The following is an 18,922-nucleotide window of genomic DNA, read 5'->3' on the forward strand; positions in this document are numbered from 1 at the left end:
CCCGCAGCGGTTTCACCCGCGGGACGACGCGGAGGGATCCGCAGTCCAACCCCGAGCAGCTGCTCCTCCAGGATGCAGGCGCATCCCGGAGATTTCTGCCGGCCAGATCTGCTTTCTTTTACCGCCGGTCCATACTTGTAATTCTCCATGCTGCTCATCGGTGCGGGAATTCCTTGATATGTGCCACATCGAGGAAGGTTCCGCATGAACCACACATACACGAACGACCGCCCCGCCCGCGCCCGTAATGGCAGTGCCGACGCCGGAAGGGGTGGCAGCCGCTTCGGCTCGCAGGCACCGCGCCGTTCGGGCGGGCCGGCACGCTCCGGCGGTTACGGCCGTCGGCCCGCTGCGGTGCAGGGTGAGTTCGCGCTCCCCGAAACGATCACCCCCGCGCTGCCCGCCGTTGAGGGCTTCGCCGATCTCGCCATGCCTGGACAACTGCTGACCGAACTCGGCAAGCAGGGTGTGACCGCACCGTTCCCGATTCAGGGAGCGACGCTGCCGAACTCCTTGGCGGGCCGTGACGTCCTGGGCCGCGGGCGCACCGGTTCCGGCAAGACCCTTGCCTTCGGCCTCGCCCTGCTCGCTCGCACTGCTGGACAGCGCGCTGAGCCCCGCCAGCCGCTGGGGCTGATCCTCGTACCGACGCGTGAGCTGGCACAGCAGGTGACCGACGCGCTCACTCCGTACGCCCGCTCAGTCAAGCTGCGGCTGGCCACGGTGGTGGGCGGGATGTCCCTCGGCAAGCAGGCCGGCGCGCTGCGCGGCGGGGCCGAGGTCGTCGTCGCGACCCCGGGCCGACTCAAGGACCTCATCGACCGTGGCGACTGCCGGCTGAACCAGGTGGGCATCACGGTGCTGGACGAGGCCGACCAGATGGCTGACATGGGTTTCATGCCGCAGGTCACCGCGCTGCTCGACCAGGTGCGTCCGGAGGGGCAGCGGATGTTGTTCTCCGCCACCCTGGACCGTAACGTCGACCTGCTGGTGCGCCGCTATCTGACCGACCCCGTCGTGCATTCGGTCGACCCGTCGGCCGGTGCGGTCACGACGATGGAGCACCACGTCCTGCATGTCCACGGCGCCGACAAGCACGCCGCCACGACCGAGATCGCCGCTCGCGACGGCCGCGTGATCATGTTCCTGGACACCAAGTACGCCGTCGACCGGCTGACCCAGGACCTGCTCAACAGCGGGGTACGGGCCGCCGCGCTGCACGGCGGCAAGTCGCAGCCGCAACGTACCCGCACCCTGGCGCAGTTCAAGACGGGACACGTCACCGTACTGGTGGCGACCAATGTCGCTGCGCGCGGCATCCACGTCGACAACCTCGACCTCGTCGTCAACGTCGACCCGCCGACCGACCACAAGGACTACCTCCACCGAGGCGGCCGAACGGCCCGCGCCGGCGAGTCCGGCAGCGTCGTCACCCTCGTCACACCGAACCAGCGTCGAGGCATGGTCCGCCTGATGTCGGACGCCGGGATCCGGCCGCAGATCACCCAGATCCGCTCGGGCGACGAGGCCCTGAACCGGATCACCGGAGCCCAGGCCCCGTCCGGCATCCCGGTTGTCATCACCGCACCGGTGGTCGAACGCCCCAAGCGCAGCGCCACCTCCCGAGGCCGACGCCGCCCCGCCTCGGCGACCCGGCGCGCGCCTGTGCGCCAGTCTGTCGTCGGCGCGGTGGCCTAGGCCCTTCGTGATCAGGTATCTGGCCCATCTCTTCAGGAGGCACCTTTGACGCTGATTCAGACGCAGCTCCGCCCGGATGATGCCAACCCCGTGCACAGGACGGTGGCTGAGGTCATGGACGCGGCCGGACCGCAGGTCTGTGACGACATGAGCGTCGAGGTGGCGCTGGCCGTCATGGCCGCCGCACGCACGGTACGGCTCGTCGTCTGCGACCAGGACGGCCAGTGCACCGGCCTGGTCAGCCACACCGAACTCGCCGCGGTCCGCGACAGCTCCGACTACACGGACCGCGTCCGCCTGCGCGACATCCTCGGCGACCACGGCTCGTTCACCTCACCCGTGACCACGATGGCCGAAGCCGAGGACGCGATGCGTACCCGTCAGCTCGGTGCCCTGCCGGTGGTCGACGAGCAAGGCAGCGCTCTGGGCATCCTCGCCCTCTCCCGCTGAAACGCCCACCCCCGGTTTGACCGTTCTCCCCTTCTCCCTGTGAGGCCACATGCGCTGCGTCATCGCCCGCTTCCCCTTCGAGCTCACCAAGGGCGGCGTGCTGGAATCGATGAAGGGCGTCAAGCCGGAACCGGTCACCGGCGAATCCGTGACCATCGGCCGCCGCCACTACCCCGTCAAGCAAGTCGGCCAGATCGTCACCCGCCAGGACCGCCGTGACTTCAGCGCCGCCGAAGTCCTGCGGGCCATGGCACAGCTCGGCTTCACCTGCCGCGCCCTCCCCAAGGCCGCGCCTTCGGGCATCCTCGGCTCACAGCACGCCTCCGCGATGCTGGGCACCCCCCGTGACGGTCTGACCGGGTAAACAGGCACGACATCTGACCAGCAGTTGGGCCCGACCGGTACGCCGGTCGGGCCCAACTGCGTGCAGCGGATTCCCGTCGCCGTCGCTCAGTGGTCGGAACAGCTGAAGTCGCCCACGCTCCAGGCGCTGACGTCCTCGATCTCAACCCGGTACATCCCGCCCGTCTCCGGGATCCCCACCGTGCCCTGCAGGATCCGAGCGAGATGGGAGCGCCGATGCGTGGGCGGCCCGTCCTCCTTCGCGGGGGCGTCGAAGACGGCGGCGAACTGACCCACGTGGGCGGAATCTCTCAGCACATCCGACCGTGCAGCAGTCCGCGTGCCAGGCCCGTCACCGGCCGACCTGCGGGGCGTAACGGATGGAAACGTCCGTCCATCCATGGAGCACTCGAGGCGGATTACCTCATCTTCGACCGCACGGAAATCTATGCCAGCCGCAGTAGACATTGGATGGTGGTGTGGTTATGGTTTCTCTCGTAGCCGAGATCGAGCGAGGCCCGGCAGAGATGAACTGCCGGGCAGTAGTACAGCAGTTGCAGTTCGCAGGACGGTGCGGTGGTGGAGTTCCGAAGCCAGAGCGGTTGCAGGACGGTGACGGGACTGACCATCGGACCGGGTGGCCCGCAGTGATCAGGGGCCGCCGTAGTGCAGCAATAGTTCCGTAAGTGCAGTCCGCAGTACCAGCAGTGAGTAGTCAGTAGGTCCTCGGTAAAGGCGTCGGCTGCGGGCGCGCGTGCCGGGAAGTTCGGCAGTGGGGTTCTGAGCCAGGGCAGACGCAGGATGGGCGACGGGGCTGGCTGCCGAAGAGTGGCGCTGTTCGAGGCCACCAGCAGTACCAGTAGTACGCGGTTCCCGTCAGTGAGTAGTTGATCAAGAGGGAAGAACGGAGGAGCCGAGCGCCATCAGGATCGCCCGGGCGGAAGTCTTGGCCCCGGGTACCGCAGGACATCGATAGTGAGGTGGTCTCCGGTCAAGCAACCGCGATCCCCGCGCCCCCGACAGCATCTCGGTCGGGTCTGCGGAAACAGAGGGCCGGTGCAGTATCAGGGCCGGCAGATGGTGTAGCAGTTCCTTCGGGGCCCTGGTGCCGTACGGCACCAGGGCCCCTCCACACGTTCCACAGAGAGGTGCGATGACAGCAGACGACTCGTACGGCCGTCTCGATGACGACGACTACCCCGCCTACACCATGGGTCGGGCCGCCGAGATGCTCGGCACCACGCAGAGCTTCCTCCGTGCCATCGGCGAAGCCCGCCTCATCACCCCACTCCGCTCCGCAGGCGGCCACCGCCGCTACTCTCGCTACCAGCTGCGCATCGCCGCCCGCGCCCGGGAACTCGTCGACCACGGCACCCCCATCGAGGCCGCCTGCCGCATCATCATCCTCGAAGACCAGCTCGAGGAAGCCCAGCGCCTCAACGCCGAATACCGCCGCGCCACCGAATCAGCGAACCCGACCGCAGCGGCATGAGATGAGCGTGCCCGCCCGCTTCGGCGGGCACCGCACGCACGGTCTGCCGTGCGGTGTTCGTTTCCTATGGTGACGTGGCGTGTGGGCGTGTAGCGTTCTGTGTCAGCTGTCGTGGTTCGGAATTCCCCCTGCCCGCGCCTTTGGTGTGGGCGTTTCGCTGTGCTGTGCCGCAGGAACCAGGGCGATCACCTCCGCCTTCCGCATGGAGCGGGAGGCGTTCATCGACTGGAAGGCATACGACATGGCAACGGGAACTGTGAAGTGGTTCAACGCGGAGAAGGGCTTCGGCTTCATCGCCCAGGACGGAGGCGGCCCGGACGTCTTCGCGCACTACTCCGCGATCAACTCCTCGGGCTTTCGTGAGCTCCAGGAGGGCCAGCTCGTGACGTTCGACGTCACCCAGGGCCAGAAGGGCCCGCAGGCCGAGAACATCAACCTGGCCTGACCTCGCAGGCCTGCCCCCGGGATCGCGCACACTGCGTCCGGTGAGCGCCGCCCGTGCGGGCTCGGCCGCCCACCAGGCGAAGTGCCTGCTCCAGTGCCGGGCGTGCACAGACAGGGGCCGCGCAGCCATTGCTGCGCGGCCCCTGATCTGTTGAGGCGGAGGCGGGTGCGGCCTCGGCCCGAACCGACGTGAAGGGCCTGTGCTACCTGCTCTTCACCGGTGTGGTGGTCTGGACAGGGCCGGCAGAAGCGGGGGACCGGAGAAGGCCCGAGTCATGGTCCGGGAGTGGTCTGTCTCGTCCGCGACGGGGCGGAGGCGTCGGTGAGGTCGGCACCGGTGTCGGCGTCCCGTCGGGAGTGGCCGACGCCCTGCCAGTCCAGGCACATGACCGTCGCGTCGTCCTGCAAGTGACCGTGGTTGGCGTCGACGATCGCCGCGATGAGGGTGCGGGCGGCCTCGCGGGGATGCAGCGCGCGGGTGCGCACGATCAGGTCGGGCAGATCGAGGCTGTCCGCGTTGCGCTCCAGCATGCCGTCGGTCAACATCACCAGCCGGTCGCCCGGCCGCAGGTCCAGCGACTGGACCCGGTAGCTGTGAGGGGCAGGGAAGCCGAACGGCATATCGATCTTCGGAGCGATCTCCCGCACCTGTCCGTCCCGCATCCGCAGCGGCCAGGGATGCCCGGCGTTGATGAACTCGGTCGCGCCGTCGATCAGGCTGATCCGCAGAAGCTGACCGGTGACGTAGCCCTGGCGGCCGTGCTCGCGCATGGCCTGGTCGGCCTGGCGAGCCTGTTCGGCCAGGCCGGCGCCGGCCCGTCGGGCCCGGCGCAGCGCGCCCACCAGGAGGGTGGCCAGCAGCGCGGCGTCGACGTCGTGACCCATGGCATCGGTGACGGAGAGCTGGACGGTGTCCCGGTCGATCACGTAGTCGAAGGTGTCACCCCCCACGTGGTCGGCTGGCTCCAGCGCCCCTGCCACCGCGAACTGCGCCGCCTCACACGCCAGTGACGATGGCAGCAGCCGGTGCTGGATCTCCGCGGCCAGGCTCAGCGGGACGGTACGGCGGCCCCACTGGTACACGTCGGTATAGGACCGGTTCGCGATGACGATGTACGCCAGCGCGTGCGCGGTCTCGCCGATCTCCCGCATCACCTCCGCGTCCGGCGCCGAGGGCAAGAACAGTTCGAGGAGCCCGATGGCGTCCCCGCGGTTGGTCACCGGGGCGACGATCCGCACCAGCGTGCCCTCGCCCCTGTCCTCCACGCTCGGCCGCTGAGTGCGGATCACATCGTCGTACAAGGTGCCGCGCAGCGTGATGCGCCGGGCCGGTTCATCGGTCTCGACACTGCCCGCCGCCCCGAGCCGCACCACCGAGCCGCCGGTGAAGTCGGTGATCAGGAACGACACCGACGCGGCCCCGAGGCGCTCCTTGAGCAAGCGCGCGACCACGTCGAGCGACTCCACTGGCGCCGCGGTCTCCGCCGCCGCCAGCGTCCCCGCCAAAGTCATCCTCCTGCCCCGGCCCCGCCCGTTCTCCGGAGTACGACTGGTCGGCTCACCGTCCCCGTCAGGCTCGCCTACGGTCACCGTGACTCCTTGCCGCTCGCTGGTGCTCAGGGATTCCGTCCCGGCGGCGCGAGGGGCCGCGCCAAGCCCGGTGCCGGGCAGATGCTAGGGCACCTGTGCCCGGCCGCGATGCCGGCGAGACCGCGACCGGAACCGGGGACTGTGCTGCCGGGCCGTGGTTCAGGCGTCGATGATGACGGGGATGATGAGGGGCTTGCGACGGTGGGTGCGGAACGCCCAGTTCGCCACGGCGCGGGCGACAAGTTGTTCGAGTTGGTGGGCGTCCCCGACGCCTTCCTCGGCCGCGGTGGCCAGGGTCTTCTCGATGACGGGGATGACCGGCTCGAAGGTGGTGTCGTCGTGGACGAAGCCGCGGGCCAGGAAGTCGGGGGCCTCCGCGAGGGCGCCGGTGTCGGCATCGACGATCGCCACCACCGTGACGACGCCTTCCTCTGCGAGGGTGAGGCGGTCCTTGAGGGAGGCCTCGGTGGCGCCGCCGACTTCCATGCCGTCCACGTAGACGTTGCCGGCGGGGACCTTGCCGGTGATGGACGCGCGCCCGTCGACGAGGTCGACGACGACGCCGTCCTCGGCGATGACGACCCGGCCGGGGTCGACGCCGGTACGGATGGCGAGGTCGCCGTTGGCCCGCAGGTGGCGCCATTCGCCGTGCACGGGCATGACGTTGCGGGGTTTGACGATGTTGTAGCAGTAGACGAGTTCGCCGGCGCTGGCGTGACCGGAGACGTGCACCTTGGCGTTGCCCTTGTGGACCACGTGGGCGCCCCACCGGGTGAGTCCGTTGATCACCCGGTAGATGGCGTTCTCGTTGCCGGGGATGAGGGAGCTGGCGAGCAGGACCGTGTCGCCCTTGCCGATGCGGATCATGTGGTCGCGGTTGGCCATTCGTGACAGCGCGGCCATCGGTTCGCCCTGGGAGCCGGTGCACACCAGAGTGATCTTGTGGTCCGGGAGCTTCTCCAGTTCCTTCGTGCTCACGACCAGACCGGACGGCACCTTGAGGTAGCCGAGGTCGCGGGCGATGCCCATGTTGCGGACCATCGATCGGCCGACGAAGGCGACTTTGCGGCCGTGCTGGTGCGCGGCGTCCAGGACCTGCTGGATGCGGTGCACATGGCTGGCGAAGCTGGAGACGATGACCCGGCGCGGCGCGGTGCGCATCACCTGCTCGATCGCCGGGTTCAGCTCACGCTCGGAGGTGGTGAATCCGGGCACTTCGGCGTTGGTGGAGTCGGTGAGGAACAGGTCGACGCCCTCCTCGCCGAGGCGGGCGAAGGCGCGCAGATCGGTGATGCGGTCGTCGAGGGGGAACTGGTCCATCTTGAAGTCGCCGGTGTGCAGCACCAGTCCGGCGCCGGTGCGGATCGCGACCGCGAGGCTGTCCGGGATGGAGTGGTTGACCGCCACGAACTCGAGGTCGAAGGGCCCGAAGCCGCGCCGGTCACCCTCCCGCACCCGCACCGTGCGCGGCCGGATGCCGTGTTCCTTGAGCTTGGCCTCCAGGAACGCCAGCGTCAGCTTGGAACCGACGACGGGAATGTCGCGCCGCTCGCGCAGCAGGTACGGCACGCCACCGATGTGGTCCTCGTGGCCGTGGGTGAGTACCACGGCCACGACGTCGTCCAGCCGGTCCCGGATCGAGGTGAAGTCCGGCAGGATCACGTCCACGCCGGGCTGGGTCTCCTCGGGGAACAGCACGCCGCAGTCGACGATGAGCAGCTTGCCCTCGTGCTCGAAGACAGTCATGTTGCGGCCGATCTCACCCAGGCCGCCCAGGGCGATGACCCGCAGCCCTCCTTGAGGAACGGGCGGGGCGGCTTTCAGTTCGGGGTGTGGATGACTCATACCTTGACGGTACCCGCAGATCGGAACGAGATGATCTGTTGCCCTGTGTGATCGGACAGCGCCGTCACCTTGCTGATCACCAGGGAGACGACCCCGAGCGGCTGAACACCGAGGCGTCCTTCGCCGCTCTGTGCGGAGTCAGTCCCACCGAGTACTCCTCGGGCCGTCGGACCTCGCGCACCCACGCGTACTACGAACGCCGCACCCAGGAGGGCAAGACCCGACGTGAGATCATCCGATGCCCCAAGCGCTATGCCCGAGAAGTCACCAACCTGGTCACAACGGTACCCAGCGCCCCCTCGTTATTGGGGCGTCTGCGAGAGATGAGAGGGTCTGACGGGTGAGCGAGACACCACCGAACACCCTGCAATACCGCTTTGACGGGCCAGAAGACGCGCCGGTCCTGATCCTGGGTCCCTCCCTGGGTACCACATGGCACATGTGGGACCGCCAGGTCCCCGAGCTGACCAAGCAGTGGCGCGTCTTCCGGTTCGACCTGCCGGGGCACGGCGGCGCTCCCGCGTACCCGGCGGGGTCGGTCGGCGAGCTCACCACGCGGCTGCTGGCCACCCTCGAGGGGCTCGGCGTGCAGCGCTTCGGCTACGCGGGCTGTGCGCTCGGCGGCGCCGTCGGCATCGAGCTGGCCCTGCGCCACCCCGAGCGGCTCGCCTCGCTCGCGCTGATCGCGGCCTCGCCCCGCTTCGGCACGGCCGACGAGTTCCGGCAGCGAGGGGTGATCGTCCGGACGAACGGCCTCGACCCGATCGCCCGTACCGCGCCCGAGCGCTGGTTCACCGGCGGGTTCGCCGCCGCCCAGCCCGCGATCACCGAGTGGGCCGTGCAGATGGTGCGCACCACCGATCCCGGCTGCTACATCGCCTCCTGCGAGGCGCTCGCCTCGTTCGACGTCCGCCCCGAGCTCGGGCGGGTCGGCGTACCGACCCTGGTCCTGGTGGGATCGGACGACCAGGTCACCGGCCCCGCAGAGGCGCGCACGCTGGTCGCCGGCATCCCGGACGCCCGCCTGGCCGTCGTTCCCGGCGCCTCCCACCTGGTGCCCGTGGAGCAGCCCGGAGCGGTCACCGACCTCCTCGTGCGGCACTTCTCCACCGCCTGGCAGCCCGCCTTCGAGACCTCCACCGGCCAGAACGTCCTGCCCCCGGCCGCCCTCAAGCCGGTCCTGTCTCCCGCCCCGCCGCAGCCCCAGCAGACGGGGCCTGTCGCCGAGATCGCCCCGGTCGCCGTACCGCCCCAGGCCCAGGGCCGGCCGGACCCGTACGACGCCGGGATCAAGGTCCGCCGCGAGGTGCTGGGCGACGCGCACGTGGACCGGGCGCTGGCGCAGGCCGACGAGTTCTCCGGGGACTTCCAGGAGTTCATCACCCGCTACGCCTGGGGCGAGATCTGGGACCGCCCGGGCCTCGACCGGCGCACCCGCAGCTGCATCACCCTCACCGCCCTGGTCGCCGGCGGCCACCTGGACGAGCTGGCCTTCCACACCAGAGCCGCCCTGCGCAACGGCCTCACCCCGGGCGAGATCAAGGAAGTGCTGCTCCAGGCGGCCGTCTACTGCGGCGTACCGGCCGCGAACAGCGCGTTCAAGGTGGCCCAGCAGGTCATCCGCGAGGAGACCACGCCCCAGGAGTGAGCCCGCGCGAGAGCGCGGAGGCAGGATGGAGCCATGAAGCTCACGAAGAAGTCGCACGCCTGCGTCCGGCTCGAGAAGGACGGCCGGACCCTCGTCCTCGACCCCGGCGCCTTCAGCGAGGAGGACGCCGCGCTCGGCGCGGACGCGATCCTCGTCACCCACGAGCACCCCGACCACTTCGACGAGTTCCGGCTGCGCGCCGCGATGGAGAACAACCCGGCCGCAGAGATCTGGACCCTGAAGGCGGTCGCGGAGAAGATCTCGTCCGCCTTCCCCGGCCGTGTCCACACCGTCGGCCACGGCGACTCGTTCACCGCCGCCGGCTTCGACGTCCAGGTCCACGGCGAACTCCACGCGGTGATCCACCCGGACATCCCGCGCATCACCAACGTCGGCTACCTCGTCGACGGCGGCAGGGTCTTCCATCCCGGCGACGCCCTCACCGTCCCCGGCCACCCGGTCGAGACGCTGATGCTCCCCGTGATGGCCCCCTGGAGCAAGATCTCCGAGGTCATCGACTACGTCCGCGAGCTGAAGCCGCAGCGCGCCTACGACATCCACGACGCCTACCTCACCGATCTCGCCCGCCCGATCTACGACCGGCAGATCGGACAGCTCGGTGGTTCGGAGCACCTGCGGCTGACGCCGGGCGACTCCGCCGAGGTCTGAGCCCCGGCCGGGGACCCGGCCGCGTTGTCAGACCCGCCGGGTAGGTTGTGGGACATGCGCATCGCGACCTGGAACGTGAACTCGATCACCGCCCGCCTGCCGAGGCTCCTGGCCTGGCTGGAGAGCAGCGGCACGGACGTGCTGTGCCTCCAGGAGGCCAAGGTCTCCGAGGAGCAGTTCCCGTCGGAGCAGCTGCGCGAGCTGGGCTACGAGTCGGCGGTCCACGCCACCGGCCGGTGGAACGGCGTGGCGGTGCTCTCCCGCGTCGGCATCGAGGACGTCGTCAAGGGCCTGCCCGGCGACCCCGGGTTCGACGGCTCGGTGGAGCCCCGCGCCATCTCGGCGACCTGCGGCCCGCTCCGCGTCTGGTCGGTCTACGTGCCGAACGGCCGTGAGGTGGACCACCCGCACTACGCCTACAAGCTCCAGTGGTTCGAGGCCCTCAAGGCCGCCGTCGCCGGTGACGCGGCGGGCAGCCGCCCCTTCGCCGTGATGGGCGACTACAACGTGGCGCCGACGGACGACGACGTCTTCGACCCCGCCTTCTTCGAGGGCTCCACCCACGTCACCCCCGCCGAGCGTGCCGCCCTGACCTCCCTGCGCGAGGCGGGCTTGTCCGACGTGGTCCCGCGGCCCCTCAAGTACGAGCACCCGTTCACATACTGGGACTACCGCCAGCTCGCCTTCCCGAAGAACCGCGGCATGCGCATCGACCTGGTGTACGCCAACGCGCCCTTCGCCAAGGCCGTGAGCGACGCGTACGTGGACCGTGAGGAGCGCAAGGGCAAGGGCGCGTCGGACCACGCGCCGGTCGTGGTGGACCTCGACGTCTAGGAGGGGAGCGGCTGGGGCCGGAGCAGCCGCAGGTCGACCGAGTCCGCCAGGGCCGCCAGACCCGTGTCGCCCGGATGCAGATGGTCCCCGCTGTCGTACGCGGGGAGCATCCGGGAAGGCCGCTGCGGATCACGGACCACCGCGTCGAAGTCGAGCACGCCGTCGAAGACCCCGCCGTCGCGGATCCAGTCGTTCACCGCGACCCGCTCGGTGTCGACGGCGGCCGTGCACCGTGCCTCGCCCTCACAGGGCAGGATCGTCGCCGCGAGCATCCTCAGCCCCCGGGCGTGCCCGCGCGCCGCGAGTTCGCGCAGCCCCGCGATCACCCGCTCCGCGGAGGTGCCCCACCGCAGGTCGTTGACGCCCTCGAAGACGACCGCGGTACGCGCCGACGGCTGGGCGAGGACGTCCCGGTCGAACCGGTGCAGGGCGCTCACCCCGGCGGTGTCCGCGGACACCCCGTCGCCGGGGTACCGGTCGGTGATCACCCGGTTGCCCGAGACGCCCAGGTTCAGCACGCCGTAGCGCGGGACGGTGCTCTGCTTCAGGAGCCGGCCGGCCAGGACGTTCGGCCAGCGCCGGTTCGCGTCCACCGTGGACCTGTCGCCGTCGGTGATCGAGTCCCCGAGCAGCACCACGGACCCGGGCCCGCCGCTCACGTCGACCCCGGCGAGCAGCGGCCAGCGGGTGATCACGGAGGTGTACGCCCCGGCGGTGCCGTCCGCCGTGTGGTCGCCCGGCTCGCTGACGTAGGAACGCTGCTGCGCGAGCCCGTGCACGGGCGCCGCCGCGACCGTGCCGGGCAGATGGAAGCTCACCAGCAGATCGGCGTCCGCCGGTACGGAGAAACCGAGCGGATCGCTGTACGCCTGGCCCCCGGCCGGGATCGTCACGCCCGCCGCACCGCCGAAGGCCAACGCCGCCGGGGTGCCCCGCGAGACCGCGCCCGACGCCTGCACCGCGACGGTCGCGCTCCCGATCCGGACCGGAGCCGCCGCGAAGGTGTTGTCGAACCGCACCCGCACCCGGGGCCCGCCGGCCGACGTGTGCACGACCAGCCGCAGCGTCCGGTCGGTCCACGGCCCCACTGCGGCGTAGCCGCCCGTGGCCGTCGTCCAGCTGCCCGTCCAGCCCCGCGTGGCGGTCCGTACCGACACCGCGAAGACGTGCAGCCCGGCCGCGTTCGGCAGCCGGACCGAGGTCACCGCGCGCCCCGGCACCAGCGGCACCGTCACGACGTACAGGCGGGCCTGCTGGGCGAGTTGACCGTCCGGCGTGTTGAGGTGCGGCAGGGCCACCGCCTTCGTCGCGAGCGGCCCGGTGCGCCAGTCGGGCGCGGTCAGCCGGTAGCCGGAGCGCGTGCCGTTCGCGTACGTGACCGTGCCGGGGCCGCCCACCGCCGTGCCGGCGGTGCCCGCCACCAGGAAGGCGAGGGCGTCACCGCGCCCCGTGATCCGGACGTCCTGCCCGGCGGCGCGGACGTTGTCCGGCTCGCCGGGCCGCCGCTTCGGCCAGGTCAGCCGGGCGCCCTGGACGGTGAGGGCGCGGCCTGGCGTCCAGCCCGCGGCCGTGAGGTCACGCGCCGACAGGGAGGCGCCGGAACCGTCGAAGTCGGCCTCCTCGGGCCGGCCGTCGTCGCTGACGGCCACGTTGTCGAAGAGCCGCTCGAGCGGCACCGGCGCGGCCCGCCCCTTCTCGACGGACTGCGCCGAGACCGCCGGCACCAGCGATCCGCACAGGGCCAGGACGGTCAGGATCCCCCGGACACATCGGCGCACGGCCGACTCCTCCCGCTCAGCGACACAGGGCGCGGCAACACGAAACGCAGGGACGAACCGAAGAGGTAACGACGGCGGAGACGCAAGGCGCACGGTGAAGTTAGGGAGACAGGAGTGAGCCGTCAACGCGCGCCGCGTGAACTCGGCCTGAACTCGACCGGGATCGGCGGTACCGCGCGCCCTGTGGTGCGTACGGCGGTACGAATGACACGCTGGACGTATGAACATCCCTTTCCTGGGCAACCGGCGCCAGAAGGTCGGGTTCCCCGACCCCGCGGGCATCGCGGAACTCCTCGCCGAGTGCGAACTGCTCCGCTCCCAGGCGTACCGGGAGGGCGTCCGGCTGGACGACTCGGCGGCCTCCCTGGAGGCGCTGGACCAGCTCGTGCCGCGCTGGCGGGACGACGAGGAGACCCTGCCCTGGCTCGGCAACGACGCCGGGCTCTACCTCGGCACCGTCATCGTGCGCACGGTGCCGGGAGCCGCCTGGGAGATCCGGTCCGACGGGCAGCCGGTCGTGCGACTGGCCTCCGGCCGGGAGTTCGACGTCGTGGACTCCGGGCAGGAATGGGCCGTGAACGGGGTCCCCGAGCTGTCGCAGCTGTACGCCGAGGTCGCGGAGTCGTGATCCCCATGACGGCAACCTTTGGCCCAAAGTCCGACGTAAATACGGCTAATGATCGAAAAGTGCGTGTCGCCCGACAAGTCCGATCTTGCCTGGATACGTTGCGGCAACCACCACACAGCTGAGAGTGAGTAGGGCTGAGTATGGCCGTCGAGCCGCTGATCGAGCTGCGTGACGTCAACAAGCACTTCGGGGAGCTGCATGTCCTTCAGGACATCAACCTCACCGTCGGCCGGGGGGAGGTGGTCGTGGTCATCGGCCCGTCCGGGTCGGGGAAGTCGACCCTCTGCCGGGCGATCAACCGCCTGGAGACCATCGAGTCCGGGCAGATCGTCCTCGACGGGCAGTTGCTGCCGGAGGAGGGCAAGCCCCTGGCCCGGCTGCGCGCCGACGTCGGCATGGTCTTCCAGGCGTTCAACCTCTTCGCCCACAAGACCGTCCTGGAGAACCTCTCGCTGGGGCAGGTCAAGGTCCGCGGGCGCCGCAAGGAGGACGCCGACAAGCGCTCCCGGGAACTCCTCGACCGGGTCGGCGTCGCCGACCAGGCGGACAAGTACCCGGCGCAGCTCTCCGGCGGTCAGCAGCAGCGCGTGGCGATCGCCCGCGCCCTGGCCATGGAGCCCAAGGCGATGCTCTTCGACGAGCCCACCTCGGCCCTCGACCCGGAGATGATCAACGAGGTGCTGGAGGTCATGAAGCAGCTCGCCCGCGAGGGCATGACCATGATCGTCGTCACGCACGAGATGGGCTTCGCCCGCTCGGCCGCCAACCGCGTGGTCTTCATGTCCGACGGCCGCATCGTCGAGGACCGCACACCCGACGAGTTCTTCACCAACCCCAGCAGCGACCGCGCCAAGGACTTCCTCTCCAAGATCCTCAAGCACTGAACGCGCAGGCACCGGACGGCTCATCGCATCGGACCTCGACTACGATGTGCCCTTCATCCCTGTCGGAGAGGGGGACTTCGCCGAAGGCCACCGATCCCGCCGGGGGTGAGCAGACCGCCCGCCCGGTCCGCGGGGCATTCCCACCGGGTGCGGCCCCCATGACCCGAAGGCCACGGGGGCGGCGGTTCACATCGGCCAGGCCCGTCCGGCGGCAGCCGGAGATCACTGCTCGCGCAGCGGAACCGACACGTACGACGGTTCGTTCGCCGGCGAGGAGAAGGTCAGCTGCGCGCCGGACGGGTTGTGCTCGATGTAGAGCGGGTCGACCGTGTCGACGACCAGGGCGAGGCGATGCCCGGCCGGGACGTCGTAGGCCGTGGAGTACAGCTCCAGGTCGACGCCGAACGGCTTTCCGGGGGAGCGCCCGTGGAAGGTGTACGGCGCGTGGGTGACCAGCTTGCCGAGGCCGAGCGGCCCCACGTCGTACAGGTAGGCGACGAGGGTGCCGCTCTCCTTGGTGGGGGTGAGGGTCGTGTGCAACCTGGCCGTTCCGCGCACCTGTTGGGCCGAGGTGTACTTCTCCGACTGCCAGACGGCGGCCCAGCGACGGGGGAGCAGCGGGATCGAGGCCATCGGCGGCAGCTGGGCCACCTGGTCGAGGATGCTGGACAGGAAGACGACCCCGCCGTCCGCCCCCGAGTTCACGTTGGCACGGATGGTGGTCGTGCCCGCGAGAGCGATCTTCCGGTCGGTCGCGCCGACCGACTTCCAGTCCGGGTAGCCCTCGTAGCCGCCCGAGGAGCGGGACTTGAGCTGGACGGGCTGCTCACGGTCGATGCCGTTGTCCTCGCCCCGCAGGTAGTGGTCGAACCAGCGCTCGGTGTCCTTCCACACGTCGTTGGGCAGCCCGAACAGGCCGGTCAGCTCGGCGGTGGCGTGGTCTCCGGGCCGCATCTCCAGCCGCTTCGGGCCGGTCAGCTTCTGGTAGAAGTCGGCGTACTGGTTGGGCGGGAAGATGCTGTCGCCCCAGGCGTTGGCGAGCATGATCGCCGCGCCGTTCTTGTTGATCTGGTCGACGTAGGTCGCAGCGGAACGTTTCTTCCCCCAAGCGATGAGCTCCGGCTCCTTCGCCAGGTTGGAGCTGTAGAAGTCGTTGAAGACCGTTCGGAGCTCGGCGCCCTGACGGCCCGTGACGATGCTCGCGCCGTCCAGCAGGCCGGCCGCCTGGACGTGCTGGGTGCGCCCGGAGTAGATCGAGCCGATCAGGTCGGCCCAGCCGCTGAGCGAGGCGACCGCCTTGACCCGCTGATCGTGGGCGGCGGTGAGCAGGCTGATGCCCGCGCCGTAGGAGACGCCCGCCATGCCGATGTGCCCGGCGTCCGCGGGGGTGTGGGCGAGCGCCCAGTCGATGACCTTCGACGCGTCGGCGACATCGGGTGGGCCCGCCACTTCTATCTCGCCGCCCGACTGCCAGAAGCCGCGCACGTTGTAAGTGACCACGACGTACCCGGAGTCGGCGAGTTTCTGCGCCTGAGCCAGGTACTCGACCTGGGGCAGGCCCCAGCTCGTGGGCATGACGAGCAGCGGGTAGCGGTCGGCGGCGCGGGCGCCGGCCGGGGTGACGACGTTGGCCTTGAGGACGGTGCCGCCGTCGCCGGCGATGTCGACGAAACGGATGGGGTTCGGCGCCGCCTGGGCGGTGGGGGCGTATCCGAGGGCGGTTCCGGCGACCAGGGTCGCAGAGACGGCGCCTACGGCGGTGGTGCGCAGGGCCTTGCGGTGGGGTCCCACGGTCACTCCTCACTCGTGTAAGTGCAAAGTGACCGAACGGTAACCTCGACTCCTTACCAGGGGTAACCCGTCGGTAAGTTACGTGCCAGTAACGATTGTTGAGAAGTGGAGAAACTCAGGAGGCGCGGTGGCTGCTCCGTGGAGCCGTGGCAGGCTGCGGCGTCTGCGCCGCCCGGGTCACGTCCTCCACCAGTTCGACCACGTCCGGCCCGTACGCCTGCGAGTTGATCACCTTCAGCAGCAGCACGAAGGAGCTGCTGCCGTACGTGCGGGCCAGCCGCTCATGATTGCGGGCGAGGTAACGGGTGGTGGCCTGGTTGGTGATCGAGGTCTGGCCGCAGAAGAGGAACACCGGACGGGTGTTCTGGCTGCGCTCGGCGGTGAGCCGGGCGAGCAGCGCGTACTCCTGCCTGCCGTTCTCCACGCGGTAGCGCTCCGGGCCCACCAGGAACGAGCCGCGGTCCGGGCCCGGTTCGGCGTCCACGTTCACCCGCACCCCGGGAAGCAGGGAGGACAGATGGGCCGCCATACGGCGGTTGGAGGCCGGACCGCCGACACAGAACTCGGTGCGCTCGCCGAAGCCCTGGCGCGCGGTGTCGTGCGGGAGGATCTGGGCGTGCGCGTTGCAGTCCTTGATCAGCGCGGCCAGCTCCAGGAGCGCGAACACGTCGTAGCGCATCACCGCGAGCTCCGGCCCCGCTGCGCCCCGGTTCACCACCAGCAGGGACTCGGAGTTGTCGGGCAGCCCGAAGAACGCCTGCTTCCGGCGCAGCCTGCGCCTGTACAGGTAGGTGCGGGCCACCCAGCCGAGCGCGGCACTGATGCCCGCCGCTATCACGCCCAGGACGATGTTGCGCACGTCGTCATTCATGGGCGCGCATGGTAGCGGGCCCGACGCACCGGTGTTCGGTGCCTGCCTGACGCGGCCATGGCGATGAATTAAGCTGCGCGGACGGCCTTTGACTGGAGGTGCGGATGCGTCGCCCTGTCGCACGGAATCTGACGGTCCTGGCGGTTTCGGCCGCCGTGGTGATGTCGGTGGGAGCGGCGGCGCCGCCAACCGCCGCGCAACGCACCGGCGGTGAGAAATCCCCGCTGGCCGTCGGCTACGGCGGCGCCGTCTCGAGCGTCGACCCCGACGCTTCCGCCGCCGGGATCGAGGTCCTCAGGAAGGGCGGCAACGCCGTCGACGCGGCCGTCGCCACGGCCGCAGCGCTCGGCGTCACCGAGCCCTACTCCGCCGGCATCGGCGGGGGCGGCTACTTCGTCTACTACGACGCCAAGTCCCGCACGGTGCGCACCATCGACGGCCGCGAGACCGCCCCGCTGAGCGCCGACAAGGACCTCTTCGTCGAGAACGGCAAGCCCGTCCCCTTCGCCGAAGCCGTCAGCAGCGGCCTCAGCGTCGGCACCCCGGGCACGCCCGCCACCTGGCAGACGGCGCTCGACCGGTGGGGCAGCAAGCGGCTCGCCGGCGTCCTGAAGCCGGCCGAGCGGCTCGCCCGTGACGGCTTCACCGTCGACGAGACCTTCCGCTCACAGACCGCGTCCAACGAGACCCGCTTCCGCTACTTCCCGGACACCGCCGAGCTGTTCCTGCCGGGCGGGCGACTCCCGGTCGTCGGCTCCACCTTCAAGAACCCCGACCTCGCCCGCACGTACGCGGAGCTGGGGCGCAAGGGCGTCGACGCGCTCTACCACGGCCGGCTCGGCCGGGACATCGTCGACACCGTCAACAAGCCGCCGGTGGATCCCGGTTCCGGCTGGAACGCCCGGCCCGGCGACCTGACCGCGAAGGACCTGGCCGCCTACCGCACCAAGCTCCAGGCACCCACCCGGACCTCCTACCGGGGCCTCGGCGTCTACTCCATGGCACCGTCCTCCTCCGGGGGCACGACGGTCGGGGAGGCGCTCAACATCCTCGAGCGGACCGACCTGTCCAAGGCGAGCAAGGCGCGCTATCTGCACCGCTTCATCGAGGCCAGCCGGATCGCCTTCGCCGACCGGGGGCGGTGGGTGGGTGACCCCGCCTTCGAGGACGTGCCGACGAAGGAACTGCTGTCGCAGCGGTTCGCCGACTCGCGCGAGTGCCTCATCAAGGACGACGCGGTGCTGACCAGCCCCGTGGCGCCCGGCGATCCGCGTCAGCCGCAGCGCTGCGGCTCCGGCGGTACGGCGGCTCCCACGACGTACGAGGGCGACAGCACCACACACCTGACGGTGGCCGACAAGTGGGGCAACGTCGTCGCCTACACCCTCACCATCGAGCAGACCGGCGGCAGCGGGATCACCGTCCCCGGGCGCGGGTTCATCCTCAACAACGAGCTGACGGACTTCTCCTTCACCCCGGCCAACCCGGCCGTGCACGACCCGAACCTGCCGGGGCCGGGGAAGCGGCCGCGGTCCTCGATGTCGCCGACGATCGTGCTCGACCGGCACGACAAGCCCGTGGTCGCGCTGGGGTCGCCGGGTGGGGCGACGATCATCACGACCGTTCTGCAGACGCTCACCGGGTTCCTCGACCGGGGGCTGCCGCTCGTCGACGCGATCGCCGCGCCCCGGGCCAGTCAGCGGAACGCCGCACAGACCGAGCTGGAGCCGGGGCTGTACGACGACGCCGGGCTGAGGGAGCAATTGGAGGCGATCGGCCACTCCTTCAAGGTGAACCCTGAGATCGGTGCGGCCACGGGTGTTCAGCGACTGCCGGGTGGGAAGTGGCTGGCAGCCGCTGAGACCGTGCGGCGGGGTGGTGGCTCGGCCATGGTGGTGCGGCCTGTGCGCTGAGTGCCGGGTGCGGGTGCGGGTGCGTGGGGGCTGGTCGCGTCCCGC

16 protein-coding genes and 2 pseudogenes are annotated in these 18,922 nt (G+C 70.3%); 12 read left to right on the forward strand and 6 right to left on the reverse strand.

Annotated elements, in window-relative coordinates; genetic code table 11:
• Positions 1-204: 204 nt before the first annotated feature.
• Genes ACIRDU_RS07495 through ACIRDU_RS07505 form a run of 3 tightly spaced genes read left to right on the forward strand, consistent with a single transcriptional unit; the run spans position 205 to position 2,512 of the window.
• A complete protein-coding gene (locus ACIRDU_RS07495; protein WP_403575750.1) occupies positions 205-1,698 on the forward strand; it encodes a DEAD/DEAH box helicase in 1,494 nt (497 codons plus the stop codon).
• Between the two features lie 45 nt (positions 1,699-1,743).
• A complete protein-coding gene (locus tag ACIRDU_RS07500; RefSeq protein ID WP_403575752.1) occupies positions 1,744-2,148 on the forward strand; it encodes a CBS domain-containing protein in 405 nt (134 codons plus the stop codon).
• Positions 2,149-2,197: 49 nt separating this feature from the next.
• Positions 2,198-2,512: an SCO5918 family protein gene (locus ACIRDU_RS07505; RefSeq protein ID WP_403575754.1), complete on the forward strand. Its 315-nt coding sequence runs from the start codon at positions 2,198-2,200 to the stop codon at positions 2,510-2,512.
• An 86-nt stretch (positions 2,513-2,598) separates the two neighbouring features.
• Here ACIRDU_RS07505 and ACIRDU_RS07510 read toward each other — a convergent pair.
• Positions 2,599-2,814 (reverse strand): annotated as a pseudogene (locus ACIRDU_RS07510) (hypothetical protein); the annotation flags it as partial.
• Between the two features lie 829 nt (positions 2,815-3,643).
• On the opposite strand from ACIRDU_RS07510, the gene ACIRDU_RS07515 reads away from it, so the two are divergent.
• Positions 3,644-3,982: a MerR family transcriptional regulator gene (locus tag ACIRDU_RS07515; RefSeq protein WP_403575756.1), complete on the forward strand. Its 339-nt coding sequence runs from the start codon at positions 3,644-3,646 to the stop codon at positions 3,980-3,982.
• 241 nt (positions 3,983-4,223) lie between these two features.
• Entirely contained in the window at positions 4,224-4,427 is a 204-nt protein-coding gene (locus ACIRDU_RS07520) for a cold-shock protein (RefSeq protein WP_054230424.1), read from the forward strand.
• Positions 4,428-4,699: 272 nt separating this feature from the next.
• Here ACIRDU_RS07520 and ACIRDU_RS07525 read toward each other — a convergent pair whose 3' ends face one another.
• Both ACIRDU_RS07525 and ACIRDU_RS07530 read right to left on the reverse strand, forming a co-directional pair.
• Positions 4,700-5,938 carry a PP2C family protein-serine/threonine phosphatase gene (locus ACIRDU_RS07525; protein ID WP_403575758.1) on the reverse strand — a complete coding sequence of 413 codons (1,239 nt, stop codon included), beginning with the start codon at positions 5,936-5,938 and terminating at the stop codon, positions 4,700-4,702.
• Between the two features lie 237 nt (positions 5,939-6,175).
• The gene (locus tag ACIRDU_RS07530; RefSeq protein WP_403575760.1) at positions 6,176-7,861 is read right to left on the reverse strand and encodes a ribonuclease J; all 1,686 of its coding nucleotides are present in this window, start codon (positions 7,859-7,861) and stop codon (positions 6,176-6,178) included.
• An 83-nt stretch (positions 7,862-7,944) separates the two neighbouring features.
• Here ACIRDU_RS07530 and ACIRDU_RS07535 point away from each other — a divergent pair.
• From ACIRDU_RS07535 to ACIRDU_RS07550, 4 genes and pseudogenes are all read left to right on the forward strand, one after another.
• A pseudogene (locus ACIRDU_RS07535) lies at positions 7,945-8,205 on the forward strand (transposase); the annotation flags it as partial.
• Positions 8,202-9,509: a 4-carboxymuconolactone decarboxylase gene (pcaC, locus tag ACIRDU_RS07540; protein ID WP_403575762.1), complete on the forward strand. Its 1,308-nt coding sequence runs from the start codon at positions 8,202-8,204 to the stop codon at positions 9,507-9,509. The pseudogene ACIRDU_RS07535 and the gene pcaC, both read left to right, overlap by 4 nt.
• Before the next feature lie 33 nt (positions 9,510-9,542).
• Positions 9,543-10,178, forward strand: coding sequence for an MBL fold metallo-hydrolase (locus ACIRDU_RS07545; protein ID WP_403575764.1), 636 nt, complete (start codon positions 9,543-9,545; stop codon positions 10,176-10,178).
• Positions 10,179-10,232: 54 nt separating this feature from the next.
• A complete protein-coding gene (locus tag ACIRDU_RS07550; protein ID WP_403575766.1) occupies positions 10,233-11,012 on the forward strand; it encodes an exodeoxyribonuclease III in 780 nt (259 codons plus the stop codon).
• Here ACIRDU_RS07550 and ACIRDU_RS07555 read toward each other — a convergent pair.
• Complete coding sequence (locus tag ACIRDU_RS07555) at positions 11,009-12,790, reverse strand: GDSL-type esterase/lipase family protein (protein ID WP_403575768.1); 1,782 nt, start codon at positions 12,788-12,790, stop codon at positions 11,009-11,011. The two genes, ACIRDU_RS07550 and ACIRDU_RS07555, sit on opposite strands and share 4 nt — an antisense overlap.
• Positions 12,791-13,010: 220 nt before the next feature.
• On the opposite strand from ACIRDU_RS07555, the gene ACIRDU_RS07560 reads away from it, so the two are divergent.
• Together ACIRDU_RS07560 and ACIRDU_RS07565 are read left to right on the forward strand one after the other, a co-directional pair.
• Complete coding sequence (locus tag ACIRDU_RS07560) at positions 13,011-13,418, forward strand: DUF6278 family protein (protein WP_403575770.1); 408 nt, start codon at positions 13,011-13,013, stop codon at positions 13,416-13,418.
• Between the two features lie 140 nt (positions 13,419-13,558).
• Positions 13,559-14,302, forward strand: a complete 744-nt coding sequence (locus tag ACIRDU_RS07565) for an amino acid ABC transporter ATP-binding protein (RefSeq protein WP_403575772.1) — start codon at positions 13,559-13,561, stop codon at positions 14,300-14,302.
• 222 nt (positions 14,303-14,524) lie between these two features.
• Here the strand turns inward: ACIRDU_RS07565 and ACIRDU_RS07570 are convergent, their stop codons facing one another.
• Both ACIRDU_RS07570 and ACIRDU_RS07575 read right to left on the reverse strand, forming a co-directional pair.
• Complete coding sequence (locus tag ACIRDU_RS07570) at positions 14,525-16,093, reverse strand: alpha/beta fold hydrolase (protein ID WP_403575774.1); 1,569 nt, start codon at positions 16,091-16,093, stop codon at positions 14,525-14,527.
• Positions 16,094-16,208: 115 nt separating this feature from the next.
• Positions 16,209-16,964: a hypothetical protein gene (locus ACIRDU_RS07575; RefSeq protein WP_403575776.1), complete on the reverse strand. Its 756-nt coding sequence runs from the start codon at positions 16,962-16,964 to the stop codon at positions 16,209-16,211.
• A 104-nt stretch (positions 16,965-17,068) separates the two neighbouring features.
• Here ACIRDU_RS07575 and ggt point away from each other — a divergent pair, with 104 nt between their 5' ends.
• Positions 17,069-18,877 (forward strand): gamma-glutamyltransferase, encoded by a 1,809-nt coding sequence (gene ggt / locus ACIRDU_RS07580; RefSeq protein WP_403575778.1) that lies wholly within the window; start codon positions 17,069-17,071, stop codon positions 18,875-18,877.
• Positions 18,878-18,922: the final 45 nt, after the last annotated feature.

It is taken from the genome of Streptomyces sp. NPDC093598, from assembly GCF_044764825.1.
GTDB lineage: Bacteria > Actinomycetota > Actinomycetes > Streptomycetales > Streptomycetaceae > Streptomyces.

Coding starts and splice junctions, on each gene's coding strand:
- ACIRDU_RS07565 (WP_403575772.1), top strand. CDS start 13,559: ATGGCCGTCGAGCCGCTGATCGAGCTGCGTGACGTCAACAAGCACTTC.
- ACIRDU_RS07550 (WP_403575766.1), top strand. CDS start 10,233: ATGCGCATCGCGACCTGGAACGTGAACTCGATCACCGCCCGCCTGCCG.
- ACIRDU_RS07560 (WP_403575770.1), top strand. CDS start 13,011: ATGAACATCCCTTTCCTGGGCAACCGGCGCCAGAAGGTCGGGTTCCCC.
- ACIRDU_RS07505 (WP_403575754.1), top strand. CDS start 2,198: ATGCGCTGCGTCATCGCCCGCTTCCCCTTCGAGCTCACCAAGGGCGGC.
- ACIRDU_RS07520 (WP_054230424.1), top strand. CDS start 4,224: ATGGCAACGGGAACTGTGAAGTGGTTCAACGCGGAGAAGGGCTTCGGC.
- ACIRDU_RS07545 (WP_403575764.1), top strand. CDS start 9,543: ATGAAGCTCACGAAGAAGTCGCACGCCTGCGTCCGGCTCGAGAAGGAC.
- ACIRDU_RS07495 (WP_403575750.1), top strand. CDS start 205: ATGAACCACACATACACGAACGACCGCCCCGCCCGCGCCCGTAATGGC.
- ACIRDU_RS07515 (WP_403575756.1), top strand. CDS start 3,644: ATGACAGCAGACGACTCGTACGGCCGTCTCGATGACGACGACTACCCC.
- ggt (WP_403575778.1), top strand. CDS start 17,069: ATGCGTCGCCCTGTCGCACGGAATCTGACGGTCCTGGCGGTTTCGGCC.
- ACIRDU_RS07525 (WP_403575758.1), bottom strand. CDS start 5,938: ATGACTTTGGCGGGGACGCTGGCGGCGGCGGAGACCGCGGCGCCAGTG.
- ACIRDU_RS07530 (WP_403575760.1), bottom strand. CDS start 7,861: ATGAGTCATCCACACCCCGAACTGAAAGCCGCCCCGCCCGTTCCTCAA.
- ACIRDU_RS07575 (WP_403575776.1), bottom strand. CDS start 16,964: ATGAATGACGACGTGCGCAACATCGTCCTGGGCGTGATAGCGGCGGGC.